The 21,090-nt window shown below is 39.2% G+C and carries 16 protein-coding genes, 1 tRNA gene and 1 pseudogene; 10 read left to right on the top strand and 8 right to left on the bottom strand.

From position 1 onward, the window contains the following. Nucleotides 1–6: 6 nt before the first annotated feature. From truB to ACSHZO_RS06465, 4 genes are read right to left on the bottom strand one after another with little or no spacing between them, the layout of a single operon-like run. Nucleotides 7–723 (bottom strand): tRNA pseudouridine(55) synthase TruB, encoded by a 717-nt coding sequence (gene truB, locus ACSHZO_RS06480; RefSeq protein ID WP_298246730.1) that lies wholly within the window; start codon nt 721–723, stop codon nt 7–9. Beyond that, nucleotides 713–1,507, bottom strand: coding sequence for an undecaprenyl-diphosphate phosphatase (locus tag ACSHZO_RS06475; RefSeq protein ID WP_295178639.1), 795 nt, complete (start codon nt 1,505–1,507; stop codon nt 713–715). The genes truB and ACSHZO_RS06475 overlap by 11 nt, the downstream gene beginning before the upstream one ends. Before the next feature lie 6 nt (nt 1,508–1,513). Further along, entirely contained in the window at nt 1,514–1,777 is a 264-nt protein-coding gene (locus ACSHZO_RS06470) for a DUF3098 domain-containing protein (protein WP_026914657.1), read from the bottom strand. A gap of 3 nt (nt 1,778–1,780) precedes the next feature. Further along, the gene (locus tag ACSHZO_RS06465) at nt 1,781–2,659 is read right to left on the bottom strand and encodes a cell division protein FtsX (RefSeq protein ID WP_298246729.1); all 879 of its coding nucleotides are present in this window, start codon (nt 2,657–2,659) and stop codon (nt 1,781–1,783) included. A gap of 167 nt (nt 2,660–2,826) precedes the next feature. On the opposite strand from ACSHZO_RS06465, the gene ACSHZO_RS06460 reads away from it, so the two are divergent. The 3 genes from ACSHZO_RS06460 to ald all read left to right on the top strand — a co-directional run bounded on the left by ACSHZO_RS06460 (nt 2,827) and on the right by ald (nt 7,916). Then, nucleotides 2,827–3,756 (top strand): ketopantoate reductase family protein, encoded by a 930-nt coding sequence (locus ACSHZO_RS06460; RefSeq protein WP_298246728.1) that lies wholly within the window; start codon nt 2,827–2,829, stop codon nt 3,754–3,756. Nucleotides 3,757–3,899: 143 nt separating this feature from the next. Continuing rightward, nucleotides 3,900–6,713, top strand: coding sequence for a leucine--tRNA ligase (leuS, locus tag ACSHZO_RS06455; protein WP_298246727.1), 2,814 nt, complete (start codon nt 3,900–3,902; stop codon nt 6,711–6,713). Between the two features lie 102 nt (nt 6,714–6,815). Next, nucleotides 6,816–7,916, top strand: coding sequence for an alanine dehydrogenase (gene ald / locus ACSHZO_RS06450; protein ID WP_298246726.1), 1,101 nt, complete (start codon nt 6,816–6,818; stop codon nt 7,914–7,916). Here ald and rimM read toward each other — a convergent pair. Next, nucleotides 7,913–8,440 (bottom strand): ribosome maturation factor RimM, encoded by a 528-nt coding sequence (rimM, locus tag ACSHZO_RS06445; RefSeq protein ID WP_295178628.1) that lies wholly within the window; start codon nt 8,438–8,440, stop codon nt 7,913–7,915. The two genes, ald and rimM, sit on opposite strands and share 4 nt — an antisense overlap. An 11-nt stretch (nt 8,441–8,451) precedes the next feature. Then, nucleotides 8,452–9,048 (bottom strand): 30S ribosomal protein S16, encoded by a 597-nt coding sequence (locus ACSHZO_RS06440; protein ID WP_295178626.1) that lies wholly within the window; start codon nt 9,046–9,048, stop codon nt 8,452–8,454. A 261-nt stretch (nt 9,049–9,309) separates the two neighbouring features. Here ACSHZO_RS06440 and ACSHZO_RS06435 point away from each other — a divergent pair, with 261 nt between their 5' ends. The 7 genes and pseudogenes from ACSHZO_RS06435 (at nt 9,310) to ACSHZO_RS06405 (ending at nt 17,585) form a co-directional block, all read left to right on the top strand. Then, nucleotides 9,310–9,756, top strand: coding sequence for a ferritin-like domain-containing protein (locus ACSHZO_RS06435; RefSeq protein ID WP_295178735.1), 447 nt, complete (start codon nt 9,310–9,312; stop codon nt 9,754–9,756). 268 nt (nt 9,757–10,024) lie between these two features. Next, nucleotides 10,025–14,410 carry a DNA polymerase III subunit alpha gene (gene dnaE, locus ACSHZO_RS06430; RefSeq protein WP_298246725.1) on the top strand — a complete coding sequence of 1,462 codons (4,386 nt, stop codon included), beginning with the start codon at nt 10,025–10,027 and terminating at the stop codon, nt 14,408–14,410. Between the two features lie 206 nt (nt 14,411–14,616). Beyond that, nucleotides 14,617–14,934 carry a thioredoxin gene (trxA, locus tag ACSHZO_RS06425; RefSeq protein WP_026914648.1) on the top strand — a complete coding sequence of 106 codons (318 nt, stop codon included), beginning with the start codon at nt 14,617–14,619 and terminating at the stop codon, nt 14,932–14,934. Between the two features lie 79 nt (nt 14,935–15,013). After that, the gene (locus ACSHZO_RS06420; protein ID WP_298246724.1) at nt 15,014–15,943 is read left to right on the top strand and encodes a DUF58 domain-containing protein; all 930 of its coding nucleotides are present in this window, start codon (nt 15,014–15,016) and stop codon (nt 15,941–15,943) included. Nucleotides 15,944–16,029: 86 nt separating this feature from the next. Then, nucleotides 16,030–16,103 (top strand) — tRNA-Asp (locus ACSHZO_RS06415). Between the two features lie 312 nt (nt 16,104–16,415). Then, nucleotides 16,416–16,580: pseudogene (locus tag ACSHZO_RS06410) on the top strand (Arm DNA-binding domain-containing protein); the annotation flags it as partial. 99 nt (nt 16,581–16,679) lie between these two features. Then, nucleotides 16,680–17,585, top strand: coding sequence for a site-specific integrase (locus ACSHZO_RS06405; protein ID WP_298331885.1), 906 nt, complete (start codon nt 16,680–16,682; stop codon nt 17,583–17,585). Nucleotides 17,586–18,399: 814 nt separating this feature from the next. Here ACSHZO_RS06405 and ACSHZO_RS06400 read toward each other — a convergent pair. Both ACSHZO_RS06400 and ACSHZO_RS06395 read right to left on the bottom strand, forming a co-directional pair. Next, nucleotides 18,400–18,918, bottom strand: coding sequence for a hypothetical protein (locus tag ACSHZO_RS06400; RefSeq protein ID WP_298246722.1), 519 nt, complete (start codon nt 18,916–18,918; stop codon nt 18,400–18,402). 37 nt (nt 18,919–18,955) lie between these two features. Further along, nucleotides 18,956–20,107 carry a zinc-dependent alcohol dehydrogenase gene (locus tag ACSHZO_RS06395; protein WP_298246721.1) on the bottom strand — a complete coding sequence of 384 codons (1,152 nt, stop codon included), beginning with the start codon at nt 20,105–20,107 and terminating at the stop codon, nt 18,956–18,958. Nucleotides 20,108–21,090 lie beyond the last annotated feature (983 nt).

Raw genomic sequence — 21,090 nt, 5'->3', positions numbered from 1 at the left:
TCTATCTTAAATGTTCTCCCGTGAAGGTAAGAATTTTTCGAAAGATTCAATATCCATCGCATTTTCTACGGAATACTCCCCAATACCGGTTCTTCTTAAAGCTGAAAGATGTGCTCCACTGTCTAAAGCCATCCCGAATTCGTGAGCCAGGCTGCGAATGTATGTTCCTTTACTACAAACTACTCTGAAATCTATATCTGGAAATTTACCAGAGTCGATATCAAAAGCGTTTATTTCGATCTCTCGTTTTTTGACTTCAACCCTTTCCCCTTCCCGGGCGTATTCGTAAAGTCGCTTTCCTTCCTTTTTCAAAGCTGAAAAAACCGGTGGTGTCTGTTCGATCTTTCCAATAAATTTTTTACAGGTTTCCAGTAACTTTGCTTCAGTAATATGGGAAGTTTCAAAAGTAGCATCAAATTCGGTTTCGAGATCAAAAGATGGTGTCGTGGCACCGAGACTAATGGTTCCAGTATATTCTTTGATCTGTCCCTGTAGATCGGGAATGGTTTTGGTAAACTTTCCTGTACAAATAATCAAAAGTCCAGTAGCCAGCGGATCTAAAGTTCCAGCATGACCAACTTTGATTTTCTTGATATTACAACTTCTTCTAATGAGCCATCTTACTTTGTTCACCAGCTGAAAAGAAGTCCAGTTCAAAGGTTTGTCAAAAAGCAGTACCTGTCCGGCTTTGAATTCTTCCGCAGTAAATTGTTTATTGAGCATAGGCAAAAATAATCGCTGCGATTCCCACTACAAAACAATAGATGGCAAACCAGGAGAGCTTGCTTTTTCTAACGAGCGTGATCATCCAGGTGCAGGCAACCAAACCGGCGATAAAGGCCGCTATGAAACCTACTGCAAGGGCTGTCAGGTCTGTGGAACTGGAAGTTAATTCTCCTCCTAAAAGATCCTTTGCGATCTTTCCGAAGATAAGAGGTACTACCATTAGGAATGAAAATCTTGCAGCTTTCGTTTTGTCGTTTCCAAGCAAAACAGAAGTGGAAATGGTTGCACCACTTCTTGAAATTCCTGGGAGCATAGCGATCGCCTGGGCTACTCCAATTACGAACGCATTAGAATAACTTACTTTTTTTCCGGTATCTTTAGCTTTATCTGCAAGCCATAAAAGCAATGCGGTCACAAGAAGCATAAACCCAACGAACAATATATTTCCTCCAAAAAGCGCTTCAAGCTGTTCTTCAAAAAGTAGTCCTACAATTACAGCAGGAAGCATAGAAATAATGATCTTTAATGAAAACTGGGTTTCTTCGTTCCATTTAAAACTGAATAGACCGCTTAATATTTCAAGAACATCTTTTCTGAAAATTACCAGGGTGCTTAATGCGGTAGCAAAATGGAGTACCACCGTAAATAATAGTGATTCTTCAGGTACGCTAGTATCCCCGAGAATTGCTTTTCCTAATTCTAAATGTCCGCTTGAGGAAACTGGTAAAAATTCAGTAAGTCCCTGGATGATCCCTAGGATCACCGCATCTAATAGATCCAAATTCGATTATTTTTTATGTGGGTTCAACAGGATGGCATAGACTTCGATCGCAAAGCCAATTAGAACGAGGGTAGGTGCAAGCCTTATGCGTTGAAAGTTGTAAATAGCATCATTGAATTCGTTCGGATCTTCGCTACCACCACCAGACATGAGTATAAAGCCAAGTGCGATCACGGCAAGACCAATGAACATGAACATATAGTTTCTTTTCCCGAAAACGAATCCGGTATTAAAACTTCCTCCTTGATGAATTTCTTTCTCTTTTTTCATGGTCTAATAGTAAAGTTCATCTGTTTTAAGATTCAGAAAACGAGATGTCGCGAAATATGTACTTATCCAGGTAATTACTATACCCATCAGGAAAATTCCAGAGAATAGCATCACAAGCATTTTTACATCTCCCAGAAGATTCAATTCCTGAAAACTGTTGTTGAGATAGAATAGCACTGCGGCCATTCCAATAAGGGCGAGAATTGCGCCAATAAGACCTAGTTTTACACTTTGCCAGATAAAAGGTCTGCGTATAAAACCTTTGGTAGCGCCTACCATTTGCATGGTCTTGATGATAAATCTTTTTGAATACACAGCGAGCCTGATACTAGAGTTTATGAGCAGGACTGCGATAAATGTGAAAACCGTACTGGCAATCAATACCCAAAGACTTATTTTCTTGACATTATCATTCAATAAGGCGATTAGCGGTTTATCATATACGACCTCATCTACAAAATTCTTGGAAGTGAGATCTGCTGCGATTTCATCAACCTGTTCCGAAGAAACGAAATCGGCATTCATATAAACATCAATAGAATTTTGCAGTGGATTGTAACCCAGGAATTCCATGAAGTCCTCCCCAATTTCTTCGCTATGTGCAGCAGCAGCATCTTCCTTGCTTACATAGGTAGTAGTCTTAGTATAATCTGCCATCGCCAGGCTCTTCTTCAATTGTTCGATCTCCACTTCCTTGGCTGTATCTTTAAGGTACACGGTAAGCGCTATCTGTTCTTTAAAATGATCTGCCACTTTCTTGGTGTTCAAAACCAAAAGTCCCAGCATTCCCAAGAGAAATAAAACCAGTGCAATACTAATCACAACAGAGAAATAGGAGGATATGAGTCGGCGTTTTTGATACCTTTCAAAAGATGTGGTCATATAGTGACTTCAGATTTTTTGTAAAAATAAGAAAGTTCAGCATTCTCAATATTTAAAACGTTTAAACTTTTGAAAATATTGGATGCATTAAGTTGTGAAGTTTTAATGATTGAACCTGCTGATCTTCAGGTTAAACCGAAATAAGTACATTTGGGCAAAAGACGTTTATGAAAATCTTAGTTTACGGAGCAGGTGGAGTTGGCGGTTACTTTGGAGCGAGACTTGCAGAATCTGGTAACAAAGTGAGTTTTATCGCTCGTGGAGAACATTTGAGGGCGATCAATGAATCAGGCTTGCAGCTGGAAAGTATCAATGGAGATATTACTGTGCATCCAGAGTTGGTAACCAGTGATATTGATGAAGTTGAGACTCCAGATCTTATACTATTAGGAGTTAAAAGCTGGCAACTTCCAGAGGTTGCTTCAGAATTAAAAAAAAATATTTCCAAAGATACTATCGTGCTACCATTACAGAATGGAGCAGATAATTATGAAAAACTCACCAAAATAATTCCGAAGGAAAACGTACTTGCGGGTTTATGTTTTATCGTGAGCTATATTGAAAAACCCGGGAAGATCAAGCACGCCTCCTTTGAGCCAAGGATCGTTTTTGGGGAAGCAGACAATAATAGATCTAAACGGATTTCAAAGATTAGTACTTTATTTTCGGAAGCTAAAATTGATTTTCTTCATCCGGAAAATATTCAGCTGGAGATCTGGAAAAAGTTTCTTTTTATCTGCACCATCAGTGGAATTGGCGGACTTACCCGCGTAAGTATCGATAAGATTAGAAATAGTGCATACCTGTTTGATCTTATGAAACAAACTTCCGCAGAAATTAGATCAGTTGCTAATGCCAAAGATATTCCTTTGAATAATGAGCATATTGAAAAGGCCTTTCAGATCATCGAAAATCAGCCGGAAGGAACTACCGCTTCCACTCAAAGAGATATTATGGAGGGAAAACCTTCAGAAATCGAGAACTTTAATGGCTATATCGTTCGGGAAGGTGAGCGACTGGGAATTAAAACGCCGGTGAATAAAATGATCTATGAATGCCTGAAGCCCATGGAAGAGCAGGCGAGAAAAACCCTTTAAGTGTTCCTTGTTAGCCTCAAAAAAGTCCTTTAAAATTGTATTTTTGCATCCGTATAAAAATGGCAGGAGAGATCCCGCCACCTGTGCTTTGGGGTTTTGAACTTCCCGGGCTGTTCATAAGAATTTAGTTAAGCAGATATCACATGAGTTACCACTTTAATAAGATTGAGGAAAAATGGCAGAAATACTGGGCGCAAAACCAGACTTTCAAGGCTACTAACAATACAGATAAACCAAAATATTATGTGCTGGATATGTTTCCTTATCCTTCTGGAGCCGGTTTACATGTAGGGCATCCGTTAGGGTATATTGCCAGTGATATCTATGCCCGATACAAGCGCCATAAGGGATTTAACGTATTGCATCCCCAGGGATATGATAGTTTTGGGCTTCCGGCAGAGCAGTACGCGATCCAGACGGGTCAGCATCCTGCGTTGACAACTCAAAATAACATTGCCCGTTACCGGGAGCAACTTGATAAGATCGGCTTTTCATTCGACTGGAGTCGCGAAGTGCGTACCAGTGAACCAGATTATTATAAATGGACACAGTGGATCTTTATCCAGTTATTCGAGAGCTGGTATGATCTGGAAGCTGAAAAGTCAAGACCGGTTTCTGAACTGGTGGATATTTTTTCTTCGGAAGGAAATACACGGGTTAATTCTGCCTGTGATGCTGATATTGCTGAATTCTCTGCGGAAGAATGGAATCGTTATTCTGAAGATGAAAAAGAACGAATTTTATTAAAATACAGGCTTACCTACCTCGCTGAAACTGAAGTGAACTGGTGTCCGCAACTGGGAACTGTTCTTGCTAATGATGAAATCGTAAATGGTGTTTCTGAAAGAGGAGGCTACCCGGTAGTTCGTAAAAAAATGACTCAATGGAGCATGAGAATTTCAGCTTTTGCTGAAAGATTGCTGCAGGACCTCAATAAACTTGACTGGACCGAAAGTCTGAAGGAGAGTCAGCGTAATTGGATCGGGAAATCTGTAGGTGCTCAGGTTGCTTTTAAAGTAATGAACAGCGATGCAGAATTTGAAGTTTTCACCACAAGACCCGATACCATTTTTGGAGTCAATTTTATGACACTTGCTCCAGAGCATGAACTCGTTTCCAGGATCACTACTGAAGATCATAAGGAAGAAGTTGAAGCTTATATTGAAGCGACGGCAAAAAGGAGTGAGCGTGAGCGAATGGCAGATGTAAAGACCATTAGCGGTGCTTTCACTGGTGCGTATGCAGAACATCCTTTTACCAAAGAGCCTGTTCCAATCTGGATCGGGGATTATGTGTTGGCAGGATATGGAACCGGGGCGGTAATGGCCGTTCCTTGTGGAGACCAAAGAGATCATGATTTTGCGAGACATTTTGATCTCCCTATCACTAATATTTTCGAAGATGTAGATGTTTCCCAGGAAGCTTATGCGGGGAAAGAAGGAACAGTAATCACAAACTCAGATTTTCTTAGCGGGCTGGAATATAAAGAAGCGCTGAACCGTGTAATTCTTGAGCTTGAAAAAACAGGTCAGGGTTATGGTAAGACAAATTACAGGCTTAGAGATGCCGTCTTTAGCCGACAGAGATACTGGGGAGAACCATTTCCTGTTTACTACGTGAATGGCCTGCCAAAAATGATAGATCTGGAGCACCTTCCATTAAGGTTACCAGAAGTAGAGAAGTATCTTCCTACTGAAACCGGTGAACCACCTCTGGGAAATGCTACCAACTGGGCATGGGATACTGAAAAAAACGAGGTAGTTTCTAATGATAAGATTAATAACTCCACAGTATTTCAGTTGGAATTGAATACCATGCCGGGATGGGCTGGAAGTAGCTGGTATCTTTTCAGATATATGGATGCCGGCAATCCTGATACTTTTGTTTCCGAAGAGGCACAGCAGTACTGGGAGAATGTGGATCTTTATATTGGTGGTAGCGAACATGCTACGGGTCATTTATTATATTCCAGATTCTGGACCAAATTTCTAAGCGATCGTGGGAGACTTACGGTAGAGGAGCCATTCAAGAAATTGATCAACCAGGGAATGATCCTGGGAACCAGTGCGTTTGTTTACAGGCTGGAAGGTGAGAATGTATTCATTTCAAGCACCCAGATCAAGGGAAACAACGTGCAGCCAATTCATGTAGATGTTTCGTTGGTGAATTCCTCAGATGAACTTGATGTAGAAGGTTTCAAAAAGTGGAGGCCAGAATTTGCAGATGCTAAATTCGTGCTGGAAGATGGACGATACATTGTTGGAAGGGAAGTGGAGAAAATGTCCAAGTCTAAATATAATGTGGTGAATCCAGATGAGATCTGTGAGCGATATGGCGCAGATACTCTGAGAATGTATGAAATGTTCCTGGGGCCGCTCGAACAGGCAAAACCATGGAATACAGCGGGAATTACCGGCGTACATAATTTTCTGAAGAAATTCTGGAAGCTTTTTCATAATGAAGAGCAGTTCGTTATTACTAACGATAAAGCTTCAGCCGACTCTTTAAAAACACTACATAAAACCATTAAAAAAGTAACAGAGGATATTGAAGACTTCAGTTTCAATACTTCGGTTTCTACATTTATGATCTGTGTAAATGAGCTTACTGCTCAAAACTGTAACCAAAGGGAGGTGCTTGAGCCTTTAACTGTGCTCATTGCGCCATACGCACCTCACATTGCCGAAGAGCTTTGGGAAAAACTTGGGAATGCTGAATCTATTACTACCGCGGAGTACCCGGAGTATGAAGAGAAGTTTCTTGTGGAGAGTACGAAGAACTACCCGGTTTCCTTTAATGGAAAGATGAGATTTACGATGGAATTACCTATGGATATGTCCAGAGAGGAAATTGAAAAGAATGTTCTCAACGATGACCGGACTAAAAATCAATTAGACGGATCTACCCCTAAGAAAGTGATAGTCGTTCCGGGTAAAATTGTAAATATCGTAATGTAAGCCCCTTTAAATTAATAGATAGGGGTGTAAAATGTTATTTATAAATTTTTATACCCCTATTTTTATTTTCTTTTTTATTTTTCGGAAATAAAATTATCTACCATGAAAATTGGAATTCCGAAGGAGATCAAAAACAATGAAAACAGGGTGGGCATGACACCTGCCGGAGTACTCGAACTTTCGAGAAAAGGTCATGAGGTTTATGTACAATCAACTGCTGGTGATTCCAGTGGTTTTGATGATAAAGACTACCATGCTGCAGGCGCTACTCTGCTTCCTTCTATAGACCGGGTTTACGAGGTTAGCGATATGATCGTAAAGGTCAAAGAACCGATCGAACAGGAATATGGTTTAATTAAAGAAGATCAGATAGTATTTACATATTTTCATTTTGCTTCCAACCAGAATCTTACGGAGGCCATGATGCTTAGTAAATCTGTGTGTATAGCTTATGAAACGGTAGAGGATAAGGATGGTACATTGCCATTATTAACTCCTATGAGTGAGGTAGCAGGAAGGATGGCTATTCAGCAGGGAGCGAAATATCTTGAAAAACCTGTGCAGGGTAAAGGTTTGTTACTTGGTGGTGTGCCGGGTGTTCCGCCAGGTAAAGTGCTTGTCTTGGGTGCAGGTGTGGTTGGAATTCAAGCGGCGAAAATGGCAGCTGGATTAGGCGCACAGGTCACCGTTCTTGATGTGAACATGAATAAATTAAGGTATGTGAACGATATCATGCCTAGTCACGTGGTAACCGAATTCTCGAACGAATATAATATTAGGAAACACTTGAAAACCACAGATCTTGTAGTTGGTGGTGTGCTAATCACAGGCGCAAAAGCTCCAAAACTTGTTACCAGAGATATGCTAAAAACGATGCAACCAGGTGCGGTGATCGTGGATGTAGCGGTGGACCAGGGAGGTTGTATCGAAACCACGAGGCCTACTACGCATGAAGATCCTGCTTATATCATTAATGATATCGTACATTATTGTGTGACAAACATGCCTGGAGCGGTGCCATATACTTCTACGCTTGCTTTAACGAATGTCACACTACCTTATATTCTCAAACTGGCAGATGCAGGTTGGGAAAAAGCATGTGATCATGATTCATTGCTTGCTAAGGGACTTAATATTGTAAAGGGAACTATCGTCTATGATCCAATACTGGAGGCGTTCGGATGGGATGAAACCTATGCTTAGTTAAGGTAAAGGTCAACCAGACCTTCAGGAGTGATAACTTTGATCTGCTTGTTCTTTTTGTCTACCTTTTCAATAAACTCATCGTTCATTGGAATCAGGATTTGTTTGCCATCCTTGTCAATTTCGAACAGCGCCTGGGCTGTAGTATCGTTGATGGAAACAATCTTTCCAATATTCCCGTGTTGTTGATCGATAACATCAAAGCCAATGATCTCATGGAAATAGAATTTATCGTCGGGAAGCTGAGGTAATTGCTCAAGAGGCAGGTAGAGTTCTGCACCAATCATGTCTTCTGCATCCTGCTCGGTATCGATATCCTCGATCTTGGCTCTTAGAAGAGTACTTTTGTGGAGGTAAGATCTTTCAATAAAAAATGGAACCAGGTTTTCGTTGTATTCAACGAAAACCGATTCCATTTCTGTGTAAAGTTCAGGTTCGTCGGTGTCTAATTTAATAAGCACTTCGCCCTTAAAACTAAATTTTGCGACGATGCGCCCCAGGTAGAAACAATCTTCCTTAGTCATCGTCTACTGTTTTAAGCGTCTTTCTTATCCTCAGTATTAGCTTCTTCTGCAGTTGCAGCGCCCACTTCTTCTTCAGCAGCTTCGACAGTTGCGTCATCTGTAGCTTCTGCAGTTGCAGCAGCTTCAGCCTCAGCAGCCGCTTTCGTTTCAGCTTCAGCAGCTTCTCTGGCTTCAGCGTCACGTTTAGCGTTTACTTCTTTTTCAGCTTCTAAAGCTTTCGCTTTTTCAGCTTCCTGAGCTTTCGTCAAAGATTCTTTCTTTGCGTCAACTTTTCCTTCTTTCTCTTCCAGCCAGGCGTTGAATTTCTCTTCAGCCTGTTCTTCAGTTAAAGCACCTTTCTTAACTCCACCTGCAAGGTGTTTTTTAAGTAAAGCTCCTTTGTAAGAAAGAATTGCACGAGCAGTGTCAGTTGGCTGAGCACCGTTCTGTAACCATTTTACAGCTCCATCAACATCTAATTCGATAGTTGCAGGATTTGTGTTTGGATTGTAGATCCCTAATTTGTCAAGGAATTTACCATCTCTTTTAGCGCGGGTATCCGCTGCTACGATCCAGAAAAAAGGTTTTCCTTTTTTACCGTGTCTTTGTAATCTTATTTTTACTGGCATAAAAATTAAATTTTGGGGTTCTCGACCCCGATTATTAATAAGGCTGCAAAGATACTACATTTTTCTAATTCTGAATACTTTAGCTTTAGAATTTAAAATTGCTGATTCGGTGTGATAAAAGTTTCGATTTGGGAGTAATTTTCGTTAAAAAATGGGTTTGCTGTTAAAAGAGGTTAATTAGTGCTAAACCCTGTTAAATAGGTTGTTATCGCGGTTTGCTCAACATATCTTTGGGTAACTAATATGAAAAAAAATAAAGCAATGAGTTATTCAGAAAATGTATCTAAGAAACTTAATGAGTTACTAGAAAAGAATTATGACGCTGAGAAAGGATATAAACTGGCAGCTGAAAAAGTAAATAACCAACGATTAAAAAGTTTTTTCTCTGCTCGTGCACAGGAACGTTACGATTTTGGACATGAATTAAAATCTGAGATCAGCAACTTCGGAGAAGCTCCGGATAAAGGAACAAGTATCGCAGGTGATCTTCACCGTGGATGGATGAATTTAAAAGCTAGCTTATCTGGAGATAAAGATGAAGCAGTTCTTGAAGAAGCTATCCGTGGAGAAAAAGCAGCTGTAGAGGAATATGAAGAGATCCTTAAGGATTCTGAAATTCCTGCAAGTACTGGGAATGTTTTAATGAAGCAAAAGAATGCTATTGTAGCATCTCTTAATGAGGTGAAAGCTTTAGAAGATATCGCCTAATTAAAAATTAGATCAGAAATTAACCAATTTGATCTTTTATATAATCAATGATGCGAACCATGTTTGATTGAAGTAGTAGTAGTTTTTTGTGTTCGTATCAGGCCTCACAGAATTTCTGAATTTTCAGGATTTTGTGAGGCTTTTTTAATGGTTAATAATTCCTTAAAACAAAGTTTTTTATCAGGCCTAAAGTTCATTAATTTAGCGCGGAAGGTTGGCGAAAACTAACCGCTTGAATATCTTCTTTTAAGGCTTTAAATACCAAGGAATGTACCTGATTTTTGACACTGAAACCACCGGTTTACCTAAGCGATGGGATGCCCCTTTAACCGATTCTGATAACTGGCCACGCTGTATACAGATCGCCTGGCAGTTGCATGATGAGATGGGTAATCTTATCGAAAATCAGGATTATCTCATTCAGCCGGAAGGATTTGATATTCCGTATGATTCTGAAAGAATTCATGGTATATCTACAGATCTGGCTAGAGAACAGGGAATTTCTTTGGATAAGGTGCTGGAGAAGTTCAATATCGCCATTCAGAAATCAAAGTTTATTGTTGGTCAGAATGTTGGTTTCGACCTGAATATCATGGGAGCGGAATTCATCAGAAGAAACTTTGATAATTCTCTTCAGGAAATGCCAGTTCTGGATACCTGTACAGAGAAAACCGCATCGCTTTGTGAGATTCCTGGAGGTCGTGGTGGTAAATTCAAACTACCAACTCTTACCGAGCTTCACGAATTTCTTTTCAACGAACCTTTTGCTGAAGCGCATAATGCTACTGCAGATGTTGAAGCTACTACCCGGTGTTTTCTAGAACTTATCAGGAAAAGGATCTATACGCTGGATGAGCTCGATGTACCTGCAGGCTATTTCGAAAACTTTTCCGAAGAGAATCCGGCGAGTATAGAGCTTATAGGTCTAAAGCATATCAACTTAAAGAAAGCTTCAGATAGGATAAGAAAAAGGCTGGAAAAACAGCAGCCTACAGATGATATTTCCAATCAAGAAATTCAGGAGAACCTAGAGAAGCTGGATGAGATACGCTTTGCACATCTTCATAATCATTCACAGTTTTCGGTTTTACAATCGACTATAAGTATACCTGACCTCGTTGCTGCGGCTGCTGAAGAAGATATGAGTGCAGTTGCACTAACAGATCATGCAAACATGATGGGCGCCTTTCACTTCGTAAAGGAAGTTGGATCTTATAATAAAGGTGTAGCAGAACATAATGCCACGGCAGAAGAGAATGGCGAGGAACTGAGAAAGCCATTAAAAGCTATATTAGGATGTGAATTCTTCGTTTGTGAAAATCATTTAGATAAGAGTAGAAAGGATAACGGGTATCAGGTGGTAATCCTTGCAAAGAACAAGAAGGGATATCATAACCTGGCAAAAATGTCTTCCAAGGCCTATACCGATGGCTTTTATTATGTACCTCGTATAGACAAGGAAGTAATTAAGGAATACAAAGAGGATCTGATCGTGCTTACTGGCAATCTATACGGTGAAGTTCCCAGTAAGATCCTGAATGTTGGGGAAAAACAGGCTGAAGAAGCTTTGTTATGGTGGAAGGAAGAATTCGGTGAGGATCTTTATATCGAATTGATGCGTCATGACCAGGAAGATGAGAACAGGGTGAATCCTGTACTCGTGGAATTTTCCAAAAAACATGAGGTTAAACTAATTGCTACTAACAATACCTATTACTGGAAACAGGAAGATGCCAATGCGCACGATATCTTGTTGTGTGTAAAGGATGGTGAAAAGCAGGCTACGCCAATTGGCCGCGGAAGGGGTTATCGTTATGGCTTACCTAATACTGAATATTATTTCAAGTCTGGAAATGAAATGAAGCGGCTTTTCAAAGATCTTCCAAATGCCATTAGTAATATCCAGGAAATTGTAGATAAAATTGAGCCTTTTGAGCTGGCCAGAGACGTCTTACTTCCGGCATTTGAAATTCCTGAAGAATTTAAAAGCGAAGAGGATCTTGTAGATGGAGGGAAAAGAGGTGAAAACGCTTTTCTAAAGCATATTACTTTTGAAGGAGCTCGAAAGAGATATCCAGAGATCACCCCTGAGATTGAAGAACGACTTAACTTTGAGCTGTCGGTAATTGAAAATACCGGTTATCCAGGTTACTTCCTTATTGTAGAAGATTTTATCAGGGCTGCAAGGGCTATGGGAGTTTCGGTTGGACCTGGACGTGGATCTGCCGCGGGATCTGTAGTAGCATATTGTTTATGGATCACCAACATCGATCCTATCAAGTATGACCTGCTTTTTGAGAGATTCCTGAACCCGGATCGTGTGAGTATGCCGGATATTGATATCGATTTTGATGATGAAGGTCGAAGCCGTGTGATGGATTATGTGATCGAAAAATATGGTGCGAACCAGGTGGCGCAGATCATTACCTACGGAACTATGGCGGCAAAATCCTCCATACGGGATACCGCGAGGGTGCTGGATCTTCCCCTTATGGATTCAGACAGGATTGCGAAACTTATTCCAAATACCAAGCTGGGGAAACTGTTTGCCATGGATGAGAAGACCATCCGGTCTAAATTTCGTGGAGATGAAATTGAAAAAATTAACGAGCTTTTAAATATTGCCGAAGGGGATGATCTGGAGGCAGAAACGGTAAACCAGGCTAGAATCCTGGAAGGCTCAGTTAGGAATACAGGAATACACGCCTGCGGGGTGATCATTACTCCCGGGGATATTACCAATTATGTGCCAGTTTCGGTGGCTAAAGATTCAGAACTTTATGTTACCCAGTTTGATAACTCGGTCGTTGAAAGTGCCGGACTGCTAAAAATGGACTTTTTGGGTCTGAAGACCCTTACTTTGATCAAGGATACGGTGAAGATCGTAAAGGGAAGGCATGATATAGACCTCGACCCAGATAGTTTTCCGCTTGATGATGAAGAAACCTATAAATTATTCCAGCGAGGAGAAACAGTCGGAATTTTCCAGTATGAATCACCGGGTATGCAAAAACACATGCAAGCCTTAAAGCCAACGGTTTTTGATGACCTTATCGCCATGAACGCTTTGTACCGACCGGGACCTATGGAGTATATCCCAAGTTTCATTGCAAGGAAGCATGGCGATGAAGAGATCTCCTATGACCTTCCGGAAATGGAAGAATACCTCGAGGAAACTTACGGTATCACAGTGTACCAGGAGCAGGTGATGTTGCTTTCGCAAAAGCTGGCAGGATTTAGTAAAGGTGAAGCCGATATGCTGCGTAAAGCGATGGGTAAAAAACTCGTTGCTTTACTGGCGCAACTAAAGCCAAAATTCATAGATGGCGGGAATGCAAAAGGTCATCCTGCAGAGGTGTTGGAAAAGATATGGAAAGACTGGGAAGCCTTCGCTTCTTATGCTTTTAACAAATCTCACTCCACCTGTTATGCCTGGATCGCCTATCAAACCGCATATTTAAAAGCGCATTATCCTGCGGAATATATGGCAGCGGTACTCTCCAATAATATGAATGATATCAAACAGGTAACATTCTTTATGGAAGAGTGTAAAAGAATGAAACTGAATGTTCTTGGACCAGATGTAAATGAATCCTATTATAAATTCTCTGTAAATAAGGAAAATGCAGTGAGATTTGGAATGGGTGCGATCAAAGGAGTTGGTTCCGGTGCGGTAGCAACCATTGTTGAAAACAGGAAATCTAAAGAAGGTCCTTACAGATCTATTTTCGACATGGCTAAAAGGATAGATCTACGATCTGCAAATAAAAAAGCTTTTGAGAATCTTGCCCTTGCAGGAGGATTTGATGGGTTTGGTGGCACGCACCGTGCGCAGTATTTTCATGACGATGGTAACGGAATGAGCTTCCTGGAAAAGGTGGTGAAGTATGCGCAGAAATTCCAGGAAAGTCAGAATTCCTCTCAGGTAAGTCTGTTTGGGGAAGCAAGTGATGTTCAGATTCCCGAGCCGGAAGTTCCACCTTGTAGCGAATGGGGAACTATGGAGAAGCTACGAAGAGAAAAGGAAGTGGTAGGAATTTATATTTCCGGACATCCATTGGATGACTTTAGAATAGAAATGAGTTATTTCTGTAATGGAAAATTGTCAGATTGCAGGGAACTGGAAAGCATAGTAAATAGGGAACTCACTATTGGATGTGTGGTGGTTGATGTGCAGCACAGGGTATCGAAGAATGGGAAAGGCTGGGCGATCTTTACGGTAGAAGATTACGAGGAGTCTTACGAGTTCAAAATATTTGGAGAAGAATACCTGCGTATGAAACATTTCTTTGTTCCTAATAACTTTATTCATCTAAAGATCTTTGTGAAAGAAGGCTGGACTAATAAAGATACCGGGAAAAAAGGAGAACCAAGAATACAGTTCAGGGATATTAGTTTGTTACATGATATCATGGATAAGAATGCAAAGAGACTAACTATTCAGCTGAATGTTCAGGATCTGAAAACTGAAAAGATCGATTGGTTAAACGACACATTTAATACGCATAAAGGCGAATGTCAACTACAATTCATAGTTTATGACATGGCAGAGCAGGTGAAACTAAAAATGCCAAGCCGTAAACGTAAAGTGCAAATTTCGCAGGAACTTATCGAGGAACTGGAAAAGGGACAGTTCATGTATAAGTTGAATTAGATTCGTAATTTATGAATTATTTGAGCCAGCGATAGAGGCAAGCTACCATGTAGCGCCGAAAGCGCGGTCACGCGACAAGCGTGAGGCTCCCTTATAAAACCAGACAATATACTTATAGTCAAATGCAATATAGAGGCTGTAAGGATTCTTTATATTATTGACTACTTTTACGAATCGAATGTTAAACAAATAAAATTAGAGATATTATGGCTATTGAAATAACCGACGCGAATTTCGAAGAACAAGTTCTAAAGAGTGATAAACCGGTAATGGTGGACTTCTGGGCTGCATGGTGTGGACCTTGTAGAATGGTTGGGCCAATCATTGACGAGATAAGCTCTGAATATGATGGAAAAGCAGTTGTTGGTAAGCTTGATGTAGATGCAAACCAGGAATTTGCTGCAAAATATGGTGTTCGTAACATCCCAACTGTCCTTGTATTTCAAAACGGAGAAGTTGTAGGTCGCCAGGTAGGTGTTGCTCCAAAGCAAACTTACGCTGATGCTATCGACCAGTTGTTGTAATAGACAATGATTAATATATTCAAGCCTCGCAATAGCGGGGCTTTTTTTATTGAATAAAACTACCTAATTTCAATCTACAATGAAAATAGAGCAGGAGTTGCATAATAGTGGAGGTTTTAAGAATCTGGACCTTTTGGCCAAACAAGTGGTTGAAGGTTATATCTCAGGGATGCATAAAAGTCCGTTTCATGGTTTTTCTGCCGAGTTTGCTGAACATAAGATCTATAATAACGGGGAGAGTACCCGGCATATAGACTGGAAGTTGTTTGCTAAGTCTGAAAAACTGTATACGCGGCGATATGAAGAGGAGACAAACCTGCGTTGTCATCTTATTATTGACAATAGTGCCTCCATGCATTATCCTAAGATCGAAAAGCAGGATAGGGAACACTTAAATAAAATTGGATTCTCTGTACTTGCTTCTGCCTGTCTTATGGAGATTCTAAAAAGACAGCGAGATGCTGTTGGAGTGAGTATTTACAGCGATGAATTTGAATTCTATGCTCCGGAAAGATCTGGGGAGCGACATCATCATATGTTGTTAAACAAGTTTGATGAGGTTCTAAGATCTGATAAGGTTCGAAGTTCAACTGATACCTATACTTATTTACATCAAATTGCGGAGAAGCTGAAGCGTAGAAGTCTTATTTTTCTATTTACAGATATGTTTCAGGAAGATACAAATGAGGAGAAGCTGTTCGAAGCATTAAGGCATTTAAAATACAACAGGCATGAGATCGTTCTTTTCCATGTGATGGATCAAAAAAAGGAACTCGAATTCGATTTTGAGAACAGTCCGCGTAGATTTACCGATGTAGAAACGGGCGCTGAAATAGATCTGTATTCTGAAAATATTAGAAATACCTACCGCGAAGAGGTTAAAAAGTACCTCGAAAATTTAAAATTACAATGTGCCAAGTACCGGATTACCTATGTGGCTGCAGATATCAATAAAAATTTTGAAAATATTTTGACGACCTATTTGCTTGAGAAACAAAATTTTGGATAGGACTCGAAATATTATTTTTAAAAAACTTAGAAAAACGTTTGCTCAATCTAAAAAGGGACGTATATTTGCCCTCGCAATAACGCAACGGTCTGGTAGTTCAGTTGGTTAGAATACCTGCCTGTCACGCAGGGGGTCGCGAGTTCGAGTCTCGTCCAGACCGCTTTTAACAAATCAAAACAATACTAAAAGCCTTTAAATCAATGATTTAGAGGCTTTTTCTTTTTGTTTAATGTCATTTAATAGCAAATAAGTGTAAGTAATTGGATCCCAATTCGGTGCGTCTTTTTGAAGAAAAAAAAGACGCACCTCGAGTCTCCTAACATACTGTTAATAAAAGCTTTGCGAGTTTTCTTTAACACTTTTAAATAGCTTCTTTTCGTACCTTCTAGGTGAGCAATTTAAAAGACGCACCTATGGCAACTTTACTAAACATTCTTTTTATCTTAAACGTGGAAGATCAACAGCAGATGGCATTTCGGTAATTTACACCCGGATTACAATTAATGGAAAGCGGTCTGAATTTAGCATTGGCAGACAAATTGAAGTAAAAAAGTGGAATAGACAGGGGAGTACTGCTAAAGGTAATTCCGATGAATCCAGGGCTATTAATAGATATCTTGATTCCATCCGTTCCAAGCTTTATGATATCCACGATAGGTTAATAAGAGACAACCAACCTGTTTCCGCCAAGATTATCAGGGATATTTATTTTGGCAAAGGGGATGAACAGGAAAGAATGCTCTTAGAAATTTTTCAGGAGCATAACGATAGTATGGAAAAACTAATTGGTAAAGGCTATACTAAAGGCACTATGCAACGCTATAATGCGTGTAAGAAACATATTGAGGACTATCTTTTATTTTCTTATAAGAAGAAAGATATTCCTGTTCAAGATGTCGATCATAAATTTATCACCGGGTTTGACCATTATTTAAAATCACAAAAAGATTGTGCACATAATACAGCATTGAAATACATTGTGAATTTTAAAAAAATTATCCGCATTGCTTATGCTAATCAATGGATAGACCGGGATCCATTCTTTCACTGGAAAGGAACCTGGAAATCTGCAGAACGGGAATATTTAACTGATTTAGAACTTCAGAAAATGGTGGAAGCTGAATTTGATTTACCGCGCTTGGATCTGGTAAGAGATATCTTTTTATTTTGTTGTTATACAGGTTTAGCCTTTGCTGATGTAAAAAAGCTTTCAGGAAATGATGTAGTTTTAGGAATGAACGGTAAGAAATGGATTAAAACCATACGCCAGAAAACAAAATCTTTGAGTAGTATTCCTCTGCTGGATGTTCCGGCTACTATAATTGATAAATATAAGGATCATCCTCAGTTGAAAATTAAGAATACAATTCTTCCTGTTCTTACCAACCAAAAGTCCAATGCTTATTTAAAGGAAATAGCTGACGTTTGCGGCATTAAAAAGAATTTGACCACTCATTTAGTCCGCCACACTTTTGCGACTACGGTAACCCTTTCTAAGGGTGTCCCAATTGAATCGGTAGGAAAGATGCTTGGACATAAATCTTTAAAGACTACACAGATCTACGCAAAGGTTCTTGATGAGAAAGTTGGGAGGGATATGGAGGTTTTAGAAAAACAACTTAGGAAAGTAAATCAAGTTTAAAAATTGCCCGGTATAAATTCGATCACAAATGACTATTTTTTAAAGGTAATATGACAAATCAATAGTTTGTAAAATTTCGCGGTTTTTTCCTTTAGGTATTTTTATTATTAGTTGTCGCATTTATTAAGGTATGTGCTTCAAAAAAATTCATGAAAGAGTTGAAAACAAGTTGTCTTGCTTTTACTTAATTCAACATACTCCTTTACTATAGGGATTAATATGCCTGGACTAAATACTGTAATCAATATCTGGAAACCTTTGGGCTGTTTTAAGGGAAGCTTACAGATGATCCATTACACTATTGGAACAGTCTTCAGCCTAGTTTATCTTTATTTGTACAGGGAAAATATTTTCGATAAAAGCTTGGGCTCAGCAGTAATATTGGATTCTTGGTTGGTCTTTTGGGGATTTTAGGATGGCACGGGGTGCTATAATGATAATCCTCCACAAATTAATTTAAAATCATTTTATGTTCAACTCCTTCTAGCACATTTGATATTTTCTCTTTCAATGGTTGGCTCTTTCTACGTCTTGGAATTGCAATATTTAATAGCTCTTGCCAAGAATGATTTCCAATGGTGTACTGCCAGACATTGGTAGAGATCGTTCAAATTATTTATTAGGAAATCGAATCAAGATGGCATTTCAGTCCGAACCAAATCCTTTATTCAATATGAGATAAATATGCGAGTTAGTACTTTGGGGGTAATATTTCGTTCTTCTTTCCACACCAACGAATAATAGAATAAAAGGTCAACTTAAAAGAAAAAAATCCGGGAAATCTTTATCCCGAATTTTATAAAACATTAAGTTCTCAATCCTTCTTATTTCTTGACAACAACAATACTGCAGCCGATGTAATAGCAACACCTGTGGCAATTTTAAAAACAAAATTTTTCCGGTTATATTTCCATTCAGATTTCCATCCTCTTTCTTTAAATATATTCGGAATATGACCATGTTTAAGATCATCCAGAATTCCTTCAGCAATTCCAATACGATCTGCCATAACCAGTGGTAACCATCTGCCATAACTCGACTCACTTTTTTTGAAAGCGTACCTTCTAATCATCCCACTAAGACCGGAGGGAGGTGCGGCTGTACCAAAAACTGCGGTAGTATTTGGTCTTTCTATAGAATGTAATACTTCAATATCGGTTTCCTGTTGCTCCGGTCTCTCCCAGGAATATCCTTCTATTTCTTCGTCTGTTCTATGTTTCATGGGATAGGTAGGATCATTCTTAGGATTTGCATCAACTCCCCAACCTTTGATATGGCTGTGATCTCCACCTCTTTTATTCACAAATTCTTCTTTATTATTTTCTTCATTCATAATCATTAATTTTATAATTAAAAAAATATCCATCAATTTATACCGAAGGAGGGATAAGAACAGGTTTAATACAATTATCAAGTTTTCGGGAAAAAATATGATATCCTTCAGCAACTTCTTCCAGCGGAATTCGATGGGTTATAATAGCCTTTGGATCTAGATATCCAGACTCAACATGTTTGATCATCCGGGGTAGAAGCCTTTTAACTGAAGCCTGGTTGGCACGTATGGTAATACCTTTATTGAGCACATTGCCTATAGGTACCAAAGCATCTGTGGGACCATAGACGCCAACTATAGATACGATGCCACCTTTTTTAACCGAATTAATAGCCCAATGCAGGGCAGTTGTAGATCCTCCTTGTAGCAATAATTTTCTTCCTAATAAAGTATTCATCGTATTTCCCGCCGCCTCGGCTCCAACGGCATCTATACATACATCAGCTCCCAGGGAGTCCGTTTGTTTTTTGATAAAAACTGCGGGATCTTCAAGTGATTTAAAATTATAAACTTCGCATTGAGCATATTTTTTTACAAATTCTAGACGATAGTCTAACTGATCGATTACAATAACCCGGCCGGCTCCAAATAACCAGGCGCATTTTGCAGCCATAATTCCAATAGGGCCTGCTCCAAATACAACTACGGTATCACCCTTCTGGATTCCGCCCATTTCAGCAGCCTGATAACCGGTGGGCACCACATCTGTAAGTAAAACAGCATCATCAAGATCCATCCATTCTGGAATTACCGTAGGTCCAACATCGGCATAAGGCACCCGTACATATTCGGCCTGTCCTCCATTATAACCACCTGCAGTATGGGAATAACCAAAAATTCCACCGGCAGCGGTAGATTGAGAATTGGCTTCGTGACAATTACCGTATAATTCTTGCTTACAAAAAGCACATTTCCCACAGGCGATATTGAAAGGAACCATTACTTTATCTCCAACTTTTACGTCTTCAACTGAGGAGCCTACCTCCACGATCTCACCTATAAACTCATGGCCAAATGTAGATCCTACACGGGTATCGGGCACCAGGCCATGATATAAGTGAAGGTCTGAACCACAAATGCACGAGCGTAATACTCTTACAATGGCATCTTCAGGATGCTCAATTTCTGGATAAGGTTGGTCATAATCTGCACGCACCCGGAACGGGCCTCTAAAATTCATTGCTAACATAATATTCCGATTTTTTTCAATTTCTATAATATTCTGAGGGTAGGGGACTTGTTGATATCAAATTATAAAATAATATAGGAGTTAGTTAGTTTTTAACAATTCATTAGAGCAGATTTAGGTGCCTTTTAGGAATTCTAATTTCCTCCTGGATGAGTTATCGTAAGTGATGTTATATAATATCTAGATGCAGGTGCTGTAGATATTTTCTGCCTACCTATCGAAAAATCCTTTATTATCTAAAAGTGATAAAAATTTAAGTCGTATATTTATTTAGAAATACCAACCATACGAATACATTAAGCAACTAAATAATGAATACTATTTTAATTGTTGAGGATGATCATAATCTGGGCCTGATGATAAAGGACATTCCTGGGTTTAAAGGCGATTAAGTAATTCTTTCTAAAAAACCGGAAGAGACGATTGATATTATTATAAAAAATGAGATTATTTTGGTATTAATTGATTAACTAATGAACAGCATAGATGGAACAGACCTGTGCAGAAGATACGTATAGCAGATAGTATTGCATAAACCCCTATTCTTATGATGTCTGCGCTCCATAAGTTAGGAAAGAGTGTTTGAAAGCTGGAGCAACAGATTTTATCTACAAACCATTTGAAATGCAACTTCTACATCAGAAAGTGGAAGATATCTTTAAAAATTGATTTTTTAGAAGAGTTTAATAAGACGACTACTTGATTCAACCTATGAATCTAAAAACTCAAATTTTAATTATAAAACTCTTCATCTATTTAACTGTCCTTTTTATAATAAAAAATCGAAAAATTTATTTGCCTAGTCGAAATAAGATATTGTATATTTGCCAGCCCTCTTTGAAAATGAGGTTGTTCTTTAAAAATAGATATAAATAGCATCGTTTGCATTCAAATATCATCATTAGGTAACTTGCTACTTTTGATAGTGTTAAAGTTTGTTAATAGGTGACGAATTCGGTGCTACTTAAATATAGGCCTCTGGA

Origin of the sequence: Christiangramia sp. 3-2217-3z (assembly GCF_051195275.1) — a bacterium.
Taxonomy (GTDB): Bacteria; Bacteroidota; Bacteroidia; order Flavobacteriales; family Flavobacteriaceae; genus Christiangramia; species Christiangramia marina.
This window is presented reverse-complemented; position numbering and strand designations above follow the sequence as displayed.